Source organism: Pigmentiphaga sp. NML080357, assembly GCF_002188465.1.
Taxonomy (GTDB): domain Bacteria; phylum Pseudomonadota; class Gammaproteobacteria; order Burkholderiales; family Burkholderiaceae_B; genus Pigmentiphaga.
Window position 1 is genome coordinate 241,028 of record NZ_NINW01000029.1, and the last position, 19,469, is coordinate 260,496.

Here is a 19,469-nt window from a genome sequence, read left to right on the forward strand (position 1 = left end):
ATTCTACCTGCTCATCCCGCAGGCATCGCCTGCAGGCTGTCCACGAAATGCTCCGGCACCGCGTGTTCCAGGCTGAACGCGTGCAGCCCGCGCGCAACCGGGCTGCGCCACCCATAGGGGAAGCGCGCGGTGGGCCCGAGGGCGGTAAGCACGCCCCAGAAGCGGCGGTCCGCGTCGAACAGGGGAGTCGAGATCGCGCTGACCCGATGCAGGTAATTGCGGCCCCTGGCCAGGCGCCGCTTTCGGACCTCGGCCACGAGTTCCTGCAGGCTCCAGCGATTCAGCTGCGGGCCGACTTCGGCGCGCCGGCGCGGCCATTCCCGTTCGAGCAGGGGCCGCACTTCGGCCTGCGGCGCGAAGGCGAGGCAGACGTGTCCCGAGGCCGTGCTCAGCAGCGGCAGTACCGCGCCCAGCCGGTAGGTCAGCGCCAGCGTATCGGGGCTGTCCTTGACCCACACCGCGTGCGGGCCGCTGCCGGTCCAGCGCAGGATGCTGAGCGTCTCGCGCAATCCCCCGTGCAGCTGCTGCAGCGCCGCCACGAACTCGGCCGACTGCCGGGTGTAGTGCCCCGCCGCGGCATGGCGCGCGGCCAGCAGGGCCGGCCCCGGCGTGACCAGGTGCGTGCGCAGGTCGCGGTGCAGCAGCCGCGCCGCCGTCAGCGAATTCAGGTAGCGGTGCGCCAGGCCGGGATCGAGCGCCAGCGCGCCCGCGATCTCGCTCAGCGAGAGCCCCTGCGGATGCGCGCAGACCTCGGCCAGGATGGCGGCCGCCTTCTCCACGGCGCCGATGGTGCGCCGCGCGGGGGCATGCGAGTTTTTGACCATGGTGCAAATTATGGCAAGAGTTCCGCTTGGCTGTCGAAGCCGCGTTGCGGCCGTCCAATACTTTTTTCGCTCCGGCAGGCAATCCGCCCGATGCCGGCGAGGGAGACGGAAATGGTGAACGAGGAACGCGCTTTCGATCCTGCGCGGCGACGCGTGGTCAAACTTGCCGCGGCCGTGCCGGCGCTCTGGCTGGCGGGCTGTGGCGGCGGCGACGGCAATGACGACGGCGATGGCGGCGACGGCGACCGCGAGGTGCGCCGCCTGTCCAGCTTCTACCTCGAGACACGGGACGGCACGCGCATCGCGGCGGACCTGTGGCTGCCGGACGCCGCGCGCACGGCGCGCATCGGCACGGTGGTCATGCTCACGCGCTACGTGCGTTCCACCGGACCCGGCTCGCCCCGGCCCGAGGACGATCCGAACTACGCCTATGCGCAGCGCTTCCTCGAGGCCGGACTGGCGTGGATGTATGTCGATGCGCGCGGCACCGGCGCCTCTTTCGGAGCCCGCGGCGGCGAGCAGACGCCGGCCGAAATCGAGGACTTCGGCGACATCTTCGACTGGATCGCGGCGCAGCCCTGGTCGAACGGCCGCTGCGCCACCACCGGCGTTTCCTATCCTGGCGGCAATGCCGAGCTCGCGGTGCGGCTGGGCAATCCCCATCTCGTCGCGGCCGCGCCCATGTTCAGCTACTACGACGTCTATGAGCATCTGTCCATGCCGGGCGGCCTGTATTCGCGCGGCTTCATGGACCTGTGGCGCGACTACGTGGCGGCGCTGGACCGGGTCGACGGCGCGATCTGCAAGCTGGGGGAAAGCATGGGCGTGTCCGATTGCGATGCCTTCGCCGAATCCTTCCCGCCGGTCAAGCCGGTGGATGGCCCGGAAGGCGCCGCGCTGCTCGCCGCCGCCCAGCGCGAGCACCAGGGCAACGTCAGCTTTCCCGGCACGGTCGATGCGCGCGGCCTGCTATTCCGCGACGACGCGCTGGGCGAGGTCGCGTGGCGCAACATGTCGTCGCGCACGTACCTGGATGCCCTGCAGGCGCGGAACGTGCCCTACCACGTGCGCGCCTCGTGGCTGGACGGCGGGTCGGCCGATGGCGCGCTGGCCCGTTTCGTGACGCAGCGCAATCCGCAGGACGTGTACATCGGCGCGACCAGCCATGGCGGCGACTACGGCAGCGACCCCTTCGGCGCCGCCGATGCGCCGCCCGATCCGCCGGCGCAGGAACAAGACCGCCTGCTGATGGCGTTCTTCCAGCGCCATCTGGCCACCGACGCGGCGGCGCCCGAGCCGGCCAGGCGGCTGCATTACGTGACACTGGGCGAACCGGGCGTGTGGCGCAGCACCGAGACCTGGCCGCCCGCGGGCGGCACGCCGACGCGACTGCACCTGGGAAGCGGCGCGGTCCTGTCGCCCGATGCGCCCGCCGATGCCGCCGATACGGTCGTCGTGCAGGATCCCGACGCCAATACCGGCACCCGCGCGCGGTGGGATACGGTGGGCAACGGCGAACGCGTCCGCGTGGACCGCTCGGGTTCGAGCGGGCTGACCCGCTTCGTCAGCGCGCCCTTCGCGGCCGACGGCCGCATCACGGGCCACCTGCAATTGCAGCTCGAACTGACCGCCGGCCGCGGCGACGGCACGCTGATCGCCTACCTCGAGGCCATCGATCCGCAAGGCGGCGTCACCTACGTCACCGAAGGCAACCTGCGGCTGATCCACCGCCGCCGCGCCGCGGCCGAGCCGCCCGGCCGGCCGCTGCGCATCCCGCGCAGCTTCGCGCGGGCCGACGCCTTGCCGCCGGTGCCGGGCGAGCGTTTCACCTTGCAGCTCGACCTGCTGCCCACCTCGGTGCGCATACCCGCCGGCCACCGGCTGGCGCTCTGCCTGGCCGACCGCGACACCACGCATTTCGACGACTACGCCGGCGCCGACGCGCCGCCGCTGGTGGTGCACACCGGCGGCGCCGCGGGCTCATGGCTCGACTTCCTGCTCTATTGACCATGTCCACCCTGCCTGGAAACCCCATCATGCGTTCCCTACGTCTGCTTCTTGCGCTGGCCGCGTTCGCCTGCGCGCCGGCCGCCTTCGCCCAGGCCTATCCGTCCAAGCCGGTGCGCATCATCGTGCCTTATCCCGCCGGCGGCCCGGTGGATGCGCTCGCCCGGCGGCTGGCCGAATCGCTGCGCACCCAGACCGGACAGCCCTTCCTGGTCGACAACCGCGGCGGCGCCAGCGGCAGCCTGGGCGCCGACGCGGTCGCCAAGGCCGCGCCCGACGGCCATACCCTGCTGTTGACCATTCCCGATCCGCTGATCAACGCGGCCTCCACGCTGCGCCAGCTGCCTTACGATCCGCACAAGGATTTCGCCTTCATCACCCAGGTCGCCACGACCGGCGTGGTGCTGATGGCCAATCCCGACCTCAAGGCCCGTTCCCTGTCCGACCTGGAGCGCGCCGGCCGCGCGCACGCCTCGGGCCTGTCGTTCGGATCCTGGGGGCCGGGTTCACTGCCGCACGTCATCGGCCAGGCCATGGTGCAGAAAAGCGGCGTGAACTTCGTGCACGTTCCCTATCGCGGCGCGGCGCCGGCGCTGCAGGACCTGCTGGGCCGCCAGATCGGGTTCGCCTTCGGGCCGGCGAACCTCGCCGCCCAATATGCCCAGAAAGGGCAGGTGAGCGTGATCGCCGTGACCGGCAAGCGCCGCTCGTCGCTGCTGCCCGAGGTGCCCACCTTCGCCGAACAGGGATACGGCACGCCACCCTTCCTGCTCACCGCCTGGATGGGCCTGCTGGCCCCCGCCGGCACGCCCGCGGCGATCATCGACACCCTGCATCGCCAGGTCGGCGCGGCGCTGAAGGATCCCGGCTTCCTGGGCTTTCTGGCTTCGCTGGGCGCCGAACCCGTGGGCAGCACCGCGGCGCAGTTCAGGCAGGACTTCGAACGCGAGTTCCCGCTGGTCAACCAGCTCATCCAGAGCACGGGGCTGACGCCCGAATGACGCGAGCATCCTCCTGCGCCCGGGCGCCCCGCCGCATCGGCCTCATCGGCGGCATAGGCTGGCCCTCCACGCGCGACTATTACGAACGATTGAACCGCCTCGTCGGCGAACGGCGAGGCGGCCTGGCCAGCGCCGACCTGGCGCTGCGCTCGCTCGATTTCGCCCAGGTCTACGCCGCGGCCGATACGCCGGGCCGCGTCGAAGCCATCATGCGGCAGGCGGCCGACGACTTGCATGCCGCCGGCGCGCGGGTGCTGGGCGTCTGCTCCAACACCGGCCATCTGTTCTGCGGCGAGCTGCGCGCATCCACCGCCATGCGCTTCGTGCCCGTGGACGCCGCGCTGGCCGACCATCTGCGCACCCATGGCGTGACCGACGCATGGCTGCTCGGCGTGCGGCGCACCCTCGTGCATCCCATGTTCCACGACACATTGAACGCGGCCGGCATCCGCACCCGCATTCCCTCCGAACCGGTCATGCAGCGCCTGGACGAAGCCATCTTCGGCGAGCTCGAACGCGGCGAGGCCGGCCCCCGCACCCTGGCCGTGCTCGACGAGATCGAAGCCGCATTCCGGGCCGAAGGCGCGCGCGACGTGGTGCTTGCCTGCACCGAACTGCCGCTCGCCATCGCGCGCCGCCCGCTGCCCTTCCGGCTGTGGGACACCGTACCGATTCACTGCGAAGCCCTGCTCGCCGCGGCAGAGGCCGATCCACCACAGGACGACGACGAGCCATGCAGCAGGCCGACCTGATCATCGAAGCCGGACACATCGCCACGGTGGACGCCACGCTCGGGCGCATCCGGGACGGCGCCGTGGCCGTCAAGGCCGGCCGTATCGCCGCGGTGGGCCCGCGCGAGGCCTTGCATGCCCGGTGGCGCGCCGGCCAGGTCCACCGCCATCCGCGGGCGCTCATGGTGCCGGGCCTGGTGGACGCGCACGTGCATCCCGGCCTGTTCTTCTTCGCCCGCCTCGCACCCGCGCCTACCCCCGAACGGCCGGGCCTGCTGGCCCGGGGAGGGCAGATCGAGCGTTTCCTGAACCTGCTGACCGGCGGCCTGCGCCTCGACCCCGGCCAGACCCGCATCGCCGCGCGCGCCAGCCTGCTGCGCGCGCTGGAATCCGGCGTGACCTACTTCAACGACGCCGCCGCGGGCGACACGGACGCGCTGGCCGAGGCCGCGCGCGAGACCGGCGTGCGCGGCGTCGTGACCTACGATTTCGGCGCCGACCTGGGCTTCGATCTCGGCCGCGATCCTCCCATGCCGGTGCGCATCGCCCAGGCGGACGCACTGCTCGCCCGCGCCGAGGCCATCGTCGCCCGCCACCACGGCCGCGATGGCATGCAGTGCTGGTACAACCTGCTGTGCGACCTCAACGCCAGCGACGAGCTGTACGTCGAAACGACCCGGCTGGCCCGGCGCGACGGCGTGGGCATCAACACCCACTCCTCGACGGTCCTGCGGCACGAAGCCGCCTCCCGGCGCCTTTACGGCCGCGACTCGGTGCGGCGCCTGCTCGACCTCGGGGTGCTCGGCCCGCACTGGATCGGCGCCCACATGGGCTTCGTCGCGGAAGAAGACTGGCCGGCCCTGGCGGCCACCGGCGCGCACGTGGCGCATTGTCCCGCCACCTCCATGGGCTCGGGCAAGCAGATCATCGAGCGCGGCGCCATCCCCGCCATGCGCCGCGCCGGCATCCCCGTCGCCCTGGGCACGGACTCGGCCCAGTGGCCCGACCTGCCGCAACAGATGTCCCTGGCCTACTACGCCCACAAGGAAGTCCTGGGCGACGACGCCGTATTCCCTCCGGACGAGGTGCTGGAAATGGCCACCCTGGCAGGCGCCAGGGCCTGCGCGCAAGAGGCCGGGCGCGGTTCCATCAGCCCCGGCAAGACCGCCGACCTGGTGCTGGTGGATACCGACAGCCCGCGCTTCGCGCCCTTCGCCGACCCGCTCCTGGCCTGGATGCGCAGCGGCGGCGTGGCGCCGCTGGACGTGTACGTGGAAGGACGGCTGCGCGTGCGCGGCGGGCAAGCGGTGGATCTGGATCGCGAGCGTTTCGTGCGGGAGGCGAGGGCGGCGGCGGAAGCGATCGTGCGGCGATAGCGTTCGGAGCGCTCCCTCTGCGAGGAATTTGCGGCGGCCTGACGCCTGGCAAGGATCAAATTTCGATGATCGTGTCGCTATAGCGTGCCACCAAGGCATCGTGCGTCATCAACCGCATCGGTTCGATCAGCGCTTGCGCGACGAGCAGCCGATCAAACGGGTCTTGGTGGTGAGCGGCCAAGTCCTCTACTGCGGCGGCATGTTCGGCCTCTATGGCGAGAAACCGATAACCGGCGTCGTTGAAGTAGCGTATTGCGTCCGGACTCGACACCGGCATGTGTCCACGGCCAAGGGAGTGCTTGATGGCAATTTCCCAGATGCTTGCCGCGCTGACCCAGACCGTTGTTCGGCTTGACTGGATCAAGTTGCGAGCATGTTGCGGCAACCGTGGGCTGTCTGTAATGGCCCACAATGCGACATGCGTATCCAGCAGCAAGTTCAAGGTTGTTCCCCTTCGAGGAACAAGCGTGCGATGTCATCGTTGTGAACGTCGATGTCGTCCGGTACCTCAAATTTGCCCTTGGCGACCCCGATCCTCCGGCCGACCGGCGTGGCATCTATCGGAACCAGCTTAGCGGCCGGCCGGCCGTTGCGCGCAATGATGATCTCTCGTTCTTGGCCTTGTTCAATTGCTTCGACCAGACGGGACAGCGAGGATTTAGCCTCCAGCATGTTGACCGCTTGCATGGATTCCTCCTAAGTATCAGTTTGGTCTAGTCTAGTCTGGCTAACTCGGCTAGTCAAGCCTATATATCCAGACCCATTCCTCTATCTTTCCAGATACCACCGCACGGTCTTGCGGCTCGCTTCCTCAAACTGTTCCCGCGGCGACCATCCCAGTTCGTCGCGCATCTTGCCCGCGTTGATGGCATATCGCCAGTCATGGCCCGGCCGGTCGGCCACGAAGCGGATCAGCCGCCGGTGAGGCGCCCCCTCGGGATGGTATTCATCCATCAGCGCACACAGCCGCTCCGCCACCTCGATGTTCGTGAGCTCGCAGCCGCCGCCGATGTTGTAGGTCTCCCCCGTCCGCCCCGCCCGCAGCACCCGGTCTATGCCGCGGCAATGGTCGTCCACGTACAGCCAGTCGCGCGAATTGCCGCCGGAGCCGAACACCGGGATGGGGGTGCCGCCCAGGCAGTTGCGGATGATCGTGGGAATGAACTTCTCGTCGTGCTGGTAGGGGCCGTAGTTGTTGGAGCAATGCGTCGTGACCACCGGCAGCCCGTAGGTCCGGTAATAGGCCCGCACCAGGTGGTCCGAGGCCGCCTTGCTGGCCGAATAGGGCGAGTTGGGGGCGTAGGGCGATGCCTCCGTGAAGGGCGCATCGCCGGACCCCAGCGAGCCGTACACCTCGTCGGTGGAAATATGGTGGAAACGCCGGCCGTCCGCCGAGCCCCGCTCCACCAGCCAGGCCTGGCGCGCCGCCTCCAGCAGCACGAAAGTCCCGTCCACGTTCGTCCGCACGAAATCGCCCGGCCCGGTAATGGACCGGTCCACGTGCGTTTCGGCCGCGAAATGGACGATGGTGTCGATGTCGTGCTCGCGCAGCAGGCGGCCCACCAGCGCGGCGTCGCAAACGTCGCCCCGCACGAACACGTGGCGGCCGGTCGCGTCGAAGCGCGGCAGTATCGCCGGATCGGCCGCATAGGTCATCAGGTCCAGGTTCACCACGCGCACGCGGGGATCGCCGCCGAGCAGGTACGACACGAAATTCGCGCCGATGAAGCCGGCGCCGCCGGTCACCAGGACCCGATGGGGGCGGTGGGTCACGTCGCCTGCTTCCATGTGGACAACACCTCCTCGAGTCCGGCGCGCCAGTCCGCCGCGGGCAGCCCCAGGCGGCGGTAGGCACGCGTACCGTCCAGCACGGAATAGGCCGGACGGCGGGCCGGCGCCGGGTACTCGGCACTCGTAATGGCCGCCACCTCCGGCGCCGCGTCGAGCAGCCCCAGCCGGTGCGCCTCGGCCAGGATGGCCTGGGCAAACGCATGCCAGCTCACCGCCGGTCCGCCCGGATAGTGGCAGGTGCCCCAAGCCAGCTCCTCGCCGGCTTCGATACGGCCGGCCAGCGCCAGCAAGGCCCGCGCAATGGCCCCCGCATGCGTGGGCGTCCCCATCTGGTCCGCCACCACCCGCAACGGGGCGCCGGCCTGCGCCCGCCGCAGCATGGCGCCCACGAAATTGTCCCCGTGGGCCCCGAACACCCAGGATACCCGCAGCGTCACATGGCGGGGCAGGGCGGCGCGCAAAGCCTGCTCCCCCTCCCACTTGCTGCGGCCATAGGCATTCAGCGGCGCGGGCGGGTCGTCCTCGGTATACGGCGATCGTTTCTGGCCGTCGAACACATAGCAGGTGGACAGGTGCAGCAAGGGGATGCCCCGCGCCGCGCAGGCGCGCGCGAGCTGGGCGACCCCGTCGCGGTTGACCGCAAAGGCCCGCTGCGGCTCGCTTTCCGCCTGGTCCACCGCCGTATGGGCGGCCGCGTTGATCACCACCACGGGGCGGTGCCTGTCCAGCGCCTCTTCCGTGGCCTGCGGATCGGCAACGTCCCACTGCGCGCGATCCAGCCCCACCAGATCTCGCCGGCCGGCGCGCCGCACCAGCTCCCGCCCGAGCTGGCCGCCCGCCCCGGAAACCAGGATCGTCATGGGCGGCCCCGGTAGACGGGCAGCCGGTCCCGCGGCAAGTCGGCCAGCCGCGGCAGCGCGGCATCCTTGGCGGACAGCGTGAACGGGCCGCCGGCCCGCGGCCAGGCGATGCCCAGGTCGGCATCGTCCCACCGGATGCCGGCCTCCGCGGCAGGCTCGTAATAGGCCGTGCACTTGTAGACGACTTCCGCCTCCTCGGACAGCACGCAAAAGCCGTGCGCAAAGCCCGGCGGAATCCAGACCTGCCGGTGCGTGTCGCCATCCAGCTCCGTACCGACCCAGGCGCCGAAATCCGGCGATCCCAGGCGCACGTCCACCGCCACGTCGAACACCTTGCCGCGCGCCACGCGCACCAGCTTGCCCTGCGCCTGCGGCCACTGGAAATGCAGTCCGCGCAGCACCCCCCGGCGCGACAGCGACTGGTTCTCCTGCACGAAACCGGCGGCAATGCCCGCCTCGTCCAGCCAGCTCGCCCGGAAGGTCTCCACGAAATAGCCGCGCGCGTCGCGCAGCACCTCGGGCGCGAACACCAGGACTTCCGGCAAGCGGGTCTGCAGAATTTTCACGATCAATGGTCCCGTGCGGGCGCGTCAGCCCGGCACCCGATACTGCCGGCAGCTCACCTGGACCAGCTTGTGGTCCTCCAGCCGCGCCGCCGTCAACTGCCCGCCCCAGACACAGCCCGTATCCAGCGCCAGCAGGCCCGGGCGCTCCAGCAGGCCCAGCGTCGACCAGTGGCCGAACACCACCGTCACCGACTCGGTCGCCCGGTCCGGCACGTCGAACCAGGGCATGAACCCCTCCGGCGCATGCTTGGCGCCATCCTTCGCGGCGAACTCCATCGTGCCGTCCGCCGTGCAGAAACGCATGCGCGTCAACGCATTGACGATCACCCGCAGCCGGTCCGCCCCTTCCAGGCCATCGTCCCAGGCGGCCGGGGTATTGCCGTACATCTGCGCCAGGAAAGCCTGCCAATCCGGTCCGCGCAGCGTGGCCTCCACCTCGCCCGCCAGCGCCAGCGTCTGCGCCGCCGTCCAGCCGGGCAGCACCCCCGCATGCACCAGCAGGTGGCCGAGCTGGAAATGCGCCAGCGGCCTATGCCTTAGCCAGTCCAGGATCTCGGCTGCGTCCGGCGCATCCAGGATCTCCTGGATCGTGTCCGACTTTCCGGGCCTGCGCAGCCCCGCGGCCACCGCCAACAGGTGCAAGTCATGATTGCCCAGCACCGCCACCGCACGCTCGCCCAGCGCCATCACCCGGCGTATCGTCGCCAGCGAAGCCGGCCCGCGGTTCACCAGATCGCCCGCGAACCAGAACCTCGCTTCGGCATCGCCGGCGATCTCCGGCCGGGCAAGCAGGGCGTCAAGCGATTCGCAGCAGCCCTGCAGGTCGCCGATCATCCAGATGCTCATGGCCGCCACTCACGCCGCGTTGCCCGCCGGCTGGCGCCAGCGCGCACGAAGCAGATTGCCGTACTCCATGTTCAGCATCGCCAGCAGCGCCAGGCCCAGCGCCAGCGCATTCGGCGCCACCGCCGTCACCCAGGCCGGCCAGCGGTTCAGCATGCCCACGTTCAGCGCAAGCTGGTTCAGCATGAAAAAGCCCACGCCCAGCAATATCCCCAGGAACACCTTCACGCCCACCCCGCCGCGGCGGGTCTGCATGAAACCGATCGGGGCCGCGATGGTAATCATCGCCAGCAAGGTGAACGGATAGATCAGCTTGCGCCAGATCGCCACGATCTGCCGGTCCGACACCAGGTGGTTCCTGTTCAGATACCCCACGTAGTCCAGGAGATCGGTAAACGACATCCGCTCCGGCGTCAGCACGCGCGCCAGCAGCAGCTCAGGCGTGAGCGTCGTCGAAACCGTACGCTCCGCCTCCCGCGTCACCTTGACCGGCGCCTCCGTGACGCGGGTGCCCCCATGCAGCGACGACTCCAGCGTGGGCGCGATCGTCGTCACGGCCACGTCGTGCAGCCGCAGCTCGTTCGTCCCGAAATTCGCCGTCTTCGCCTGGATCACCGACGCCAGCCGCCGCTCCGGCGTAAAGTCGTACAGCGTCACCTCCGAAGCGCCGCCCCCCGCCTGCAAGGCGGCTACGTTGATGATGCGCTCCCCGGCCGCCGTGTCTTCCTTGAACCAATACCCGCTGCGCAACACCCCCGACGACCGCCCTCCGGCGCTCCCGGTAATCGTCAGCCTGGTCTCGTTCAGCTTGACCTCCGCCACCGGCGTCAGCCACTCCGCCAGGATCAGCGCCAGGATCATCACCGGCACCGACACCATCCACAGCATCGCCAGCAGCCGCATGCCGCTCACCCCCGACACGCGCAGGATCACCAGCTCATGGCGCTGCGCCAGCGCCGCCAACGCCAGGATCGCGCCGATCAAAAGGCCGATCGGCAGGATGTCGTAGATGCGGGTGGGAAGCGCCAGCACTTCCAGGAACAGCAAGTGGTACAGCTTAAAGCCGCCGCGGCCGACCTGGTCGAGGTCGTCCACCATGGCGAAGAACGAGAACAGCCCGACCAGCGCCGCGAGGACGATGGACGAGGAACGGTAGATTTCAGTGGCCAGGTAGCGGCGGGCGGTCTTCACGGCGTATAGGGAGGAAAGCAGGCCGTTAGTGTAAAGGAAGGGGCGGGCAGTCCCGGCCATGACCCTGCTGGCCGATCGGCGGCCAGCCCCGGGAGCGTCCGGAGGCCGCACCGCCTACTATTTATTGCTTGTTTACTATCTATATATAGTCAAGGCGCCAGATCCCGGTTCGAAACCGGAAAGCCCGGGCCTCAGTTCACCTTGAACCCGTGATACTTCTGGCCCAGCGCCAGCGTGGCCTCGAACAGCCCCGTCTTGCTGCCGCAGTCGTACCGCTTGCCGTCGTAGCGATGCGCAAACACCTTGCGCTTGGCCTGCATCAAGGCCGCGATCCCATCGGTCAGCTGGATTTCGCCGCCCGCGCCCTTGCCCAGGTTGCGCAGGTGATCGAAGATCTCGCCCTCCAGCACATAACGGCCCACCACGGCCAGCGTCGAAGGCGCATCCTCCGGAGCCGGCTTTTCCACCATATTGAACACCTGCGCCGTCCGGCCCGTTTCGTCATGCGTGTCGACGATCCCGTACTTGGACGTATCCTCCCGGTTCACGTCCTGGACGCCCAGCACGCTACCGTCGTTCGCCATGGCCGCGTCCACCAACTGCTTGGTAACCGGCACGTCCGCATCGATCAGGTCGTCCGCCAGCAGCACCGCAAACGGCTCGTTACCCACCACCGGCTCGGCGCACAGCACCGCGTGACCCAGGCCCAGCGGCGCCGGCTGCCTAATATAGATGCAGTTCACCGACGGCGGGATGATGTTCTTCACCGTCCGCAGCAGCTCGACCTTGTGCTTGGCGACCAGCTCGGCCTCCAGCTCGGGGATGGTGTCAAAGTGATCCTCGATCGCCCGCTTGTTCCGGCCCGTAATGAACACCATCGTGGTGATGCCGGCCGCCGCCGCTTCCTCCACGGCGTACTGGATGAGGGGTTTGTCGATTACAGGCAACATTTCCTTGGGCATGGCCTTGGTGGCGGGGAGGAAGCGGGTGCCAAGGCCGGCGACGGGGAAGACGGCAGTGCGGACGGGTTTCATAATGGATTCTCGAGAAGAAGGTAAAAACGCAACGTTGCTACGATCTTACTCGACGGATCGCGTCCCGCCCCCGATTGAAGGGAATAGAAAAGGAAAAGGACAAAGGAAAAAGCTACTGTTACCGTTGCAAAAAAACTCGTAACCAGGGCTATCATCTCCAACTGGGGAAAACGTCACCACACTTCATGAAACCCGCCACCGCGGGAAGATCGCAAATTTGTTATAGAAGTTAAGGGCGATAGGGGCGCTTGACGTTTCGTGGTATGTTTGCTCGCCTTTCTACCGTCCGCGGAACTAGGTAACTACCCCTAGACTAGACCTTACGCCGTGGTCCAAACCTTCCATCCTCATGCCTATTGTGTACAAGAGTGGCCTACTTCCTTTGGATGCGCCGGCTGGCAAGCCTCTAGTCCGAGCTCTCGTCGCCAGCATGCTGGTCTTCGGCGCCCTGGCGTCCGGGGCCGCCCATGCACAGAACGCCGCCATGATCGAGGCGGGCAACCAGGAGCTCCGCGACGACGTCCAATGGCTCGTGGATCGGGGCATCATCGGTTTTGTCTCTACTTCTACCTGGCCCATTCCTGTTTCGGTGCTCGAGACGGCTCTAGAAGCCCGCAAGAAGACCGGCCTTACGCGGGCGGACGTGCATGCCATTCTTGCAGTCAGGCGGTATCTGGATGATCAGAAGAACGCGCGGTATGGCTTGATTGCTCAGGTCAACACCGATTCGATACCTCAGTTGGGCTTTGCCAGCCAGAGTCGTGCGGCGGCTACGGGGGGGGCTTATATTCAGGGTGGAAATGACGTTGTGGCGGGAAAGCTACAAGTCAATGGGTTGTTGGATCCGATCACAAGCAAACAGTCGAAGGCTAACTTGGAAGGTAGTTATGTTTCGGCGCGGTTTCTTGGACAGGCCTTATATGTTGGCCAGCTTGCCCATTACTGGGGGCCGGGAGTCGACGGCAGTCTGAATTGGGGCAATGCGGGCACAGCTATCCCTGGCATCGGTCTGCAGCGCGCCAAGCAAACCCAACCTGAAAGCAAATGGCTTTCATGGGTCGGCCCCTGGGGGTATGAAGTATTTTTGGGGCAGTTGCAGCATGACACGGCCGTACCTAGTGCGCGAGTAATTAATATGCGGGTGTTTGCACGACCCTTGCAAGGGTTGGAGCTTGGTGCTTCCCGGTTCATCGAGTGGGGAGGAAGGGGGCGAGATAATGGTTGGAGTTCGCTTTGGAATGCGCTGAAGGGAAATTCCAATAACCCTGGAAATGACCCTAGCAATGAGTTATCTGGTTTTGATATTCGATATACCATAGGTTTAGCTGGGAACCCACTTACGTTGTATGGGCAGCTAGCGGGCGAGGATGAAGCTGGAGGGCTCCCGTCGCATTACTTAGCCCAGTTCGGCATACAATTTAAAAATACGGTTGGTTCTACGCGATTGCAATGGCATGCGGAAGCAGCCGATACCACTGCAAAAAGAATATTTGGACTAAGTGACGGGTTAACGGGAACAGCGTATAACCACGGAACTTATCGGAACGGGCTGTATCACGACGGCTTGCCTATCGGCCATCCTATTGGAGGATCTGGTCGACTGCTAAGCGCCGGAATCGCTGTGACGCCTGATGATTTTCGTTATTTTTCGCGATACAGTTTTCGTATTATGCAAGCGCAAGTTAATGGCGCAAATCAGGACATTAATTTAGCTTTTCCGAAACAGGCTAAATGGTATGCTGCAGAATTGGCCTACAGTTGGCGACTTCGGCCGGCGACATTCCGAGCTGGCTTGGCCTTGTTAAGGCGTACATCTGGCGATATGGACAATAGCTTTAGCATCATGCTTTCTATGAATGTGCCTCTGGGCGGCGCTAGATAATTTAATTGCCGATACCACTGCAAGTTTATTAATTTTAATTCAGATTCATCATGTTGTTAAAGTCACATTCGCCGGTTCTGCTTGTAATGTGCACCGGCAATGTCTGCCGCAGTCCGATGGCAGAAGCACTGCTAGTTCATTACGTGGCACACCTCGGTTTAGACGCTACCGTTATTTCGCGTGGCCTCGCAGCTCCGGTCGGGCGTCCGCCACATCCGCATGCCGTTGCAGTTGCGCAGGCGCACGGGGTCCCCTTACATCCCGAAAAACGCGCGGTGGCAGTCAGCAGTGCTGAGATGGCACTAGCAGCGGTTGTTTTTGTAATGGATGGTAGTCACCGACGAGAAGTTCAGGAGCGTTTTCCTACGGCTAGCGGCAAAACCTTTCTATTGGGACAATGGCAAGGAGAGGATATTGCCGATCCGATTAATGAACCACTTCCTGCCTTTGAGCGGGCATGGCAGCAGTGCGAGAAGGGTGCTCAAGAGTGGGTAAAGAGGTTGCACGAAGCCGGCATGTTGAGAGCAGCTGCTTAAGGCTGAGGTAGTGCTCAATTGGAAAAAAAACGACAGGAGTTTCCGACTTTATGAAGCCGCTTCTTCCACTATCAATCTGTGCCGTGCGAGTTTGGGTTGGCTTGTTTAGTGTAACTGCGATGGCCGGGTGCTCCCTAGTTCCTGGGCAGTACCTGGGGGTTACCCCCAAAGTTAACGAAACTGATCAACCTTACGTCTACGACTCAAGTGATACAGAGGCTGTCGAGGATAGGGCGGATATTTATGCAATTACTCCCGCTGTTATTGCTCAACAAATACGTGAACGCGAGTTGGCCGAAGCGAAGTTATTGAGTTTGCGGGCGGGGGCAACAGCAGACTCTTCGACACCGTACACATACACGGTGGCACCTCAAGACATACTTCGAGTCACAGTATGGAATCATCCGGAGCTTAATAATCCCTCCGGAGTGCTGAATGATTTGCAAGGGCGCGTAATTAATAACGACGGCTACTTCTTTTACCCTTATGCAGGTCAGGTCAAGGCGGCTGGTCGGACTGTGCGCGAAATTCGCGACGAACTTGCCAAGAAGCTCTCGGCCGTTCTGGTTGAGCCGCAAGTTGATGTTTCAGTCTTAACTTATCGGGGTAAACGCGCCTTTGTAATGGGACAAGTGGAGAAACCCGGTGTAGTGCCCATTACAGACGTTCCGCTCACCATTACCGATTTGATTGGCCAAGGAGGTGGGTTAAAACCTGAAGCCGATCTCCGCAGCGCTACTTTAATGAGGGACGGAAAGTCGACTCCTGTCGATCTCTACGCGTTGTACTATCAGGGCGATATCTCTCAAAATTTACGCCTTCAGCCTGGCGATATTCTAACCGTTCCCGAAAATCGATATAACAAGGTTTTCGTGTTGGGCGAAGTTACTAAACCTCAATCACTGGTAATGCCTCGTGGTCGCCTCAGTCTCGCAGAAGCGGTTTCCGACTCGGGAGGTTTTAATCCCCTCAGCGCTAATGCGGGTCAGCTATATGTGATACGTTCGGGCGCAAACGGGAGGCCTCAAATTTGGCACTTGAACGCCGCTGCTCCCGATGCCCTCGTGTTAGCTGATCGTTTCGATTTGCAATCTCGAGACATAGTTTACGTTGATCCCGCTGGAGTAGCACGCTTCGGTCGCGTGGTGAACAATATTATTCCGTCGGCGACGGTAATTCGCGCTACGGTGCAGAACTAAAAAATGGTCCTACTATGACGGTGATGAATAATCCGATAATGCGAGATAGTGATTCGATTGAATCGGATCGAATTAACCTCTCCGATTTGATCGATACATGCTTGCAGCATATATGGCTTATTCTGGCGTTTTTTGTTATTGCCTTAGGAATTGGCATTGCTTACGCGATTCTAGCCACACCAATTTACCAAGCTGATGCTCTCATCCAAGTAGAGGACAAAAAACCTAGTGCGCTTCTGGGAGGCCTTGAGGATATTGCGAGTGCGCTAGGGACTAGCTCCAATCCGGTTAGTGGTGAAGTCGAAATTCTCAGGTCGAGAGAAGTAATTACGAAAGCTATTGCTGCGACTCGTGCCGATATAAAGGTAGAGCCAAAGCGCTTTCCCTTTATCGGTGCTTGGTGGGCTCGCCGTCATGAAGGTACTGGAGTTTCAGCGCCAGTTCTAGGGTTCGATAGCTATGCGTGGGGCGGTGAAAGATTAGTATTGGAAGAGTTCGCAATTCCCGAAACTAGCTATGGTACGGTTTTTACGGTCCGAGCCACGGAAGCTGGATATGAAGTTGAAGATGAAGATGGCAATTTGTTAGGATCGGGGCCTGCGAATAAAAAACTCGATTTTGAGATTGGGGGAAAGGCGGCTAGCGTTCAAATAAAAAATATTGAGGCTCGCCCTGGTACTGAATTTCGAGTCATTCGCAAAGCTTTAGTTGATGTTTATCGAGATATTCTTCAAGACCTTACTGTAGGCGAGGTTGGAAAGCAAAGCAGCGTAATCAGAGTTAGCTACACTAATGAAGACGTCGATTTTGCGCGAAATTTAGTTAATGCCCTTGCACGGGCCTATCTCACCCAAAATGTTGAGCGACGTAGCGCGGAAGCGGACCAGAGCCTACGGTTCCTGGAGCAACAATTACCTGAAATCAAACAGAGTGTAATTCGTGCTGAAGATGCTCTTAATGCATTTCGCACTAAAACCAATACGATTAACGTTGAAAAGTCGACAGATACACTACTGCAGCAGGCAGTGGAAGCAGAAAAAGAACGGATGCAACTTCAATTAAAGCGAGATGAGTTGCGTCAGCGGTATCGACCCGAGCATCCTGAGCTAAAGGCTATTGAGGCACAACTTTCGGCTATAAATCGGGAGAGTTCCTCTATTGACGATCAGGTCAACCGTCTGCCGGCTGCACAGCGTGATCTTCTAAGGTTACAGAGGGATGCCGAGGTCAGCAATGAGCTCTATGTTGCTCTGCTGAATAATGCGCAGCAATTGAAGGTGGCTAAAGCTGGAACTGTCGGAAATGTACGCATCATAGACTTTGCTGTGCGCGACACCAAGCCTGTAGCGCCAAAGAAAGCCTTGGTAGTTGCCGTGGCGGCGATGCTAGGCCTATTGCTCGGTGGAATAGCCGCATTTGTTGTTCATATGCTGAGACCTACCGTCCGTGAGGTTTCAGAAGTGGAACGGGCGACAGGGCTTGTCTCATTCGCAAGTATCCCCGAAAGTTTGTCCCAGGAAAAACTCGACTCAAGTAAGCGCGATGATCGCGGTCGTCAAGCAGTTATTGCCGGTCGTAGCCAATTGTTAGCCGTTCTTCAACCAGACGACCCGGCGATTGAAAGTCTTCGTTCGTTAAGAACTGGTCTTTCATTTGCAACACTGGGCGCTAGCAACAAGAATATCGTGATTACCGGGGCTACATCTGCGTTAGGGAAGAGCTTTGTCTCTGCAAACCTCAGCGCACTTTTAGCCTCAGCAGGTAAACGTGTACTGTTAATCGAAACTGATATGCGCCGCCCGCAATTGGGAACGTATTTTGGCTATGAGTCGCGGCCCGGTTTATCTAATTTTTTGGCTGGCCAAAATACGCTTGATCAAGTTCTATTAAAAGACGCGGCGTTAGTGAATGGATTGGACGTCCTACCGTCCGGCCAAACTCCGCCTAATCCGGGAGAGTTGTTGTTGACAGATAGGTTTGCACAACTCCTTGAGCAAATTCAGCCGATGTACGACCATATTTTATTGGATTCAGCCCCTATTCTTCCGGTAGGCGATACGCTTGCCGTAGCTCGCCACGCTGCAACGGTATTTTTAGTCGTTCGGTCTGAAGTAAGTACGGTTGCGGAAATTAAGGATGCCATCCGCAAACTAGAGTCTGCTGGTGGGCATGTCAAAGGTATTATCTTTAACGGAATTAAACGCCGTCGTGTCGGATACGGATATGCGTATCGTTACTACTACGGGTATGGTGGTAAAGCTTGATTCGATAGTGATTTCGTGTCAGATGCTGGGAATTACCAACAAAGAGAATTTGAAGTCTGAAGCATAGATTGTAAGTTCTCAAAAGTAGAAAATTGGTGTTGAGATTCTCCTAATGCCATTGCTGTAAACGTCTCAAGATCTTTATATCCAGAAGATTTTCGTAGATATATTGGCTGCTAGCTTTAGATGATTTATATTCGTTTCGCCGGAATTTCTATGCTTGCATTTTTCCTTATGAGCGGAAATTTGCTTGCTATTCCCGGCTTGGCGTTACCAACTCAATCTCAGTGGGTGGTAGCGATTTTGGCGGCCATGTTTGCAATGATGCCAATTTTATTGGTTCGCGCCTCTTATGAGATATTTTGGGCGTTGGCGGCTACAGCAGCTTTTGGCTTTTTCATTTATACCGCTCCTGCAGTACCTATCTCTACAGCCTACAGTTCTATTAAAGCAAATAAAGTACTAATAATTTTTGCATTTTGTGTCTTACTTCCTATCATTCTTATTCGCTCAGAACGACACCTCCGTTTTTTCTTTCGAATCTATATATTTATTAGCCTTGTCGTGGTGGCCGCTGCGGCTACACAGCTTGGTAGTCTAAGTCAAGAGAGATTAATTCTCGGGGACGACGGAAACCCAATATGGTTAGCTCGCGCTGCGGGTTTTGTGGTCGTGTATTTCACACTTCTTTACATTAATAAGAAGGTTCCTTTTTGGCTAACCGCAGCATGTGGCGGTATTTCACTGCTCGTTGTATTCGCTACAGGGTCGCGAGGACCATTTTTAGCGCTTCTTATTGCCCTGGTCTTATCAATTTTAGGGCGAAGACGTGGGGGCTATCTATTTAATGGAAGGCTATTATTAATTGGCGGAGCCTTGGGGCTTGCCGCGCTAGGGACTGCCTTGTTCGCCTCCGAATGGGTTGATAGAGTGTGGAGTTTGGAGGACAGTGGGCGCCTAGGCTTATATCAACTTGCGTTGGAAGCGATATTTGCCGAACCCTCAGGTATAGGGGTTGGTGGGTTTAGTACTCTCGGGTATTTTGATTACCCACATAATCTCATCCTGGAAACTGTGGTTGAGCTTGGCTGGCTAGCAGGTGGAGTAGCGGTAATTGGATTGGTTTATTGCTGGAAAAGGTTGGTGAGAATAAAGTTCATATCTATTGAGACGCAAATTCTCTATGCGCTGTTCATATATGCGTTTGTGAATTCAATGTTTAGCGGCGATATGGCAAGCGCAAAGGAGCTTTATCTGACTGCAGCGCTGGGTTTCGTCCTATCGAGAAGACAAACAGCACTTAGCGAGATGTGGGGTCCACGAAAAACCCATCTTAACAAGATTGCTTGAGTTAAAGAAAGGTG

18 protein-coding genes are annotated in these 19,469 nt (G+C 61.8%); 9 read left to right on the top strand and 9 right to left on the bottom strand.

The genetic code is table 11. The features are described from left to right. Positions 1–11 precede the first annotated feature (11 nt). Positions 12–824 (bottom strand): IclR family transcriptional regulator, encoded by an 813-nt coding sequence (locus CDO44_RS12870; RefSeq protein ID WP_087780599.1) that lies wholly within the window; start codon positions 822–824, stop codon positions 12–14. 111 nt (positions 825–935) lie between these two features. Between CDO44_RS12870 and CDO44_RS12875 the strand changes: the two genes are divergently transcribed. Genes CDO44_RS12875 through CDO44_RS12890 form a run of 4 tightly spaced genes read left to right on the top strand, consistent with a single transcriptional unit; the run spans position 936 to position 5,939 of the window. Then, a complete protein-coding gene (locus tag CDO44_RS12875) occupies positions 936–2,831 on the top strand; it encodes a CocE/NonD family hydrolase (RefSeq protein WP_158213276.1) in 1,896 nt (631 codons plus the stop codon). Between the two features lie 29 nt (positions 2,832–2,860). Continuing rightward, positions 2,861–3,832: a tripartite tricarboxylate transporter substrate binding protein gene (locus tag CDO44_RS12880; protein WP_158213277.1), complete on the top strand. Its 972-nt coding sequence runs from the start codon at positions 2,861–2,863 to the stop codon at positions 3,830–3,832. Beyond that, positions 3,829–4,584: an aspartate/glutamate racemase family protein gene (locus CDO44_RS12885; RefSeq protein ID WP_087780602.1), complete on the top strand. Its 756-nt coding sequence runs from the start codon at positions 3,829–3,831 to the stop codon at positions 4,582–4,584. Before CDO44_RS12880 ends, CDO44_RS12885 begins: the two co-directional genes overlap by 4 nt. Beyond that, positions 4,566–5,939 carry an amidohydrolase family protein gene (locus CDO44_RS12890; RefSeq protein ID WP_087780603.1) on the top strand — a complete coding sequence of 458 codons (1,374 nt, stop codon included), beginning with the start codon at positions 4,566–4,568 and terminating at the stop codon, positions 5,937–5,939. Before CDO44_RS12885 ends, CDO44_RS12890 begins: the two co-directional genes overlap by 19 nt. 55 nt (positions 5,940–5,994) lie before the next feature. On the opposite strand, the gene CDO44_RS12895 is transcribed toward CDO44_RS12890, so the two are convergent. The 8 genes from CDO44_RS12895 to galU all read right to left on the bottom strand — a co-directional run bounded on the left by CDO44_RS12895 (position 5,995) and on the right by galU (position 12,224). Next, positions 5,995–6,381, bottom strand: coding sequence for a type II toxin-antitoxin system VapC family toxin (locus CDO44_RS12895; protein WP_087780604.1), 387 nt, complete (start codon positions 6,379–6,381; stop codon positions 5,995–5,997). Continuing rightward, the gene (locus CDO44_RS12900; protein ID WP_087780605.1) at positions 6,378–6,626 is read right to left on the bottom strand and encodes a type II toxin-antitoxin system Phd/YefM family antitoxin; all 249 of its coding nucleotides are present in this window, start codon (positions 6,624–6,626) and stop codon (positions 6,378–6,380) included. The genes CDO44_RS12895 and CDO44_RS12900 overlap by 4 nt, the downstream gene beginning before the upstream one ends. A gap of 81 nt (positions 6,627–6,707) precedes the next feature. Continuing rightward, positions 6,708–7,712 carry a dTDP-glucose 4,6-dehydratase gene (gene rfbB, locus CDO44_RS12905; RefSeq protein WP_198951358.1) on the bottom strand — a complete coding sequence of 335 codons (1,005 nt, stop codon included), beginning with the start codon at positions 7,710–7,712 and terminating at the stop codon, positions 6,708–6,710. Further along, entirely contained in the window at positions 7,709–8,590 is an 882-nt protein-coding gene (gene rfbD, locus CDO44_RS12910; protein WP_087780607.1) for a dTDP-4-dehydrorhamnose reductase, read from the bottom strand. The genes rfbB and rfbD overlap by 4 nt, the downstream gene beginning before the upstream one ends. Next, positions 8,587–9,156 (bottom strand): dTDP-4-dehydrorhamnose 3,5-epimerase, encoded by a 570-nt coding sequence (rfbC, locus tag CDO44_RS12915; protein ID WP_087780647.1) that lies wholly within the window; start codon positions 9,154–9,156, stop codon positions 8,587–8,589. Before rfbC ends, rfbD begins: the two co-directional genes overlap by 4 nt. Positions 9,157–9,180: 24 nt before the next feature. Then, the gene (locus tag CDO44_RS12920) at positions 9,181–10,002 is read right to left on the bottom strand and encodes a symmetrical bis(5'-nucleosyl)-tetraphosphatase (protein ID WP_087780648.1); all 822 of its coding nucleotides are present in this window, start codon (positions 10,000–10,002) and stop codon (positions 9,181–9,183) included. A 9-nt stretch (positions 10,003–10,011) separates the two neighbouring features. Further along, complete coding sequence (gene lptG / locus CDO44_RS12925; protein WP_087780608.1) at positions 10,012–11,190, bottom strand: LPS export ABC transporter permease LptG; 1,179 nt, start codon at positions 11,188–11,190, stop codon at positions 10,012–10,014. A gap of 191 nt (positions 11,191–11,381) precedes the next feature. Further along, entirely contained in the window at positions 11,382–12,224 is an 843-nt protein-coding gene (gene galU, locus CDO44_RS12930) for a UTP--glucose-1-phosphate uridylyltransferase GalU (RefSeq protein WP_087780609.1), read from the bottom strand. 430 nt (positions 12,225–12,654) lie between these two features. On the opposite strand from galU, the gene CDO44_RS12935 reads away from it, so the two are divergent. The 5 genes from CDO44_RS12935 (at position 12,655) to CDO44_RS27430 (ending at position 19,455) form a co-directional block, all read left to right on the top strand. Further along, complete coding sequence (locus tag CDO44_RS12935; RefSeq protein ID WP_158213278.1) at positions 12,655–14,106, top strand: capsule assembly Wzi family protein; 1,452 nt, start codon at positions 12,655–12,657, stop codon at positions 14,104–14,106. An 86-nt stretch (positions 14,107–14,192) separates the two neighbouring features. Continuing rightward, a complete protein-coding gene (locus CDO44_RS12940) occupies positions 14,193–14,642 on the top strand; it encodes a low molecular weight protein-tyrosine-phosphatase (protein WP_255407798.1) in 450 nt (149 codons plus the stop codon). Positions 14,643–14,692: 50 nt separating this feature from the next. Continuing rightward, a complete protein-coding gene (locus CDO44_RS12945) occupies positions 14,693–15,841 on the top strand; it encodes a polysaccharide biosynthesis/export family protein (RefSeq protein WP_087780612.1) in 1,149 nt (382 codons plus the stop codon). Between the two features lie 14 nt (positions 15,842–15,855). Then, entirely contained in the window at positions 15,856–18,105 is a 2,250-nt protein-coding gene (locus tag CDO44_RS12950; RefSeq protein WP_087780613.1) for a polysaccharide biosynthesis tyrosine autokinase, read from the top strand. Positions 18,106–18,321: 216 nt separating this feature from the next. After that, on the top strand, positions 18,322–19,455 hold the full coding sequence (locus CDO44_RS27430) for an O-antigen ligase (RefSeq protein WP_144389513.1): 1,134 nt from the start codon (positions 18,322–18,324) through the stop codon (positions 19,453–19,455). Positions 19,456–19,469 lie beyond the last annotated feature (14 nt).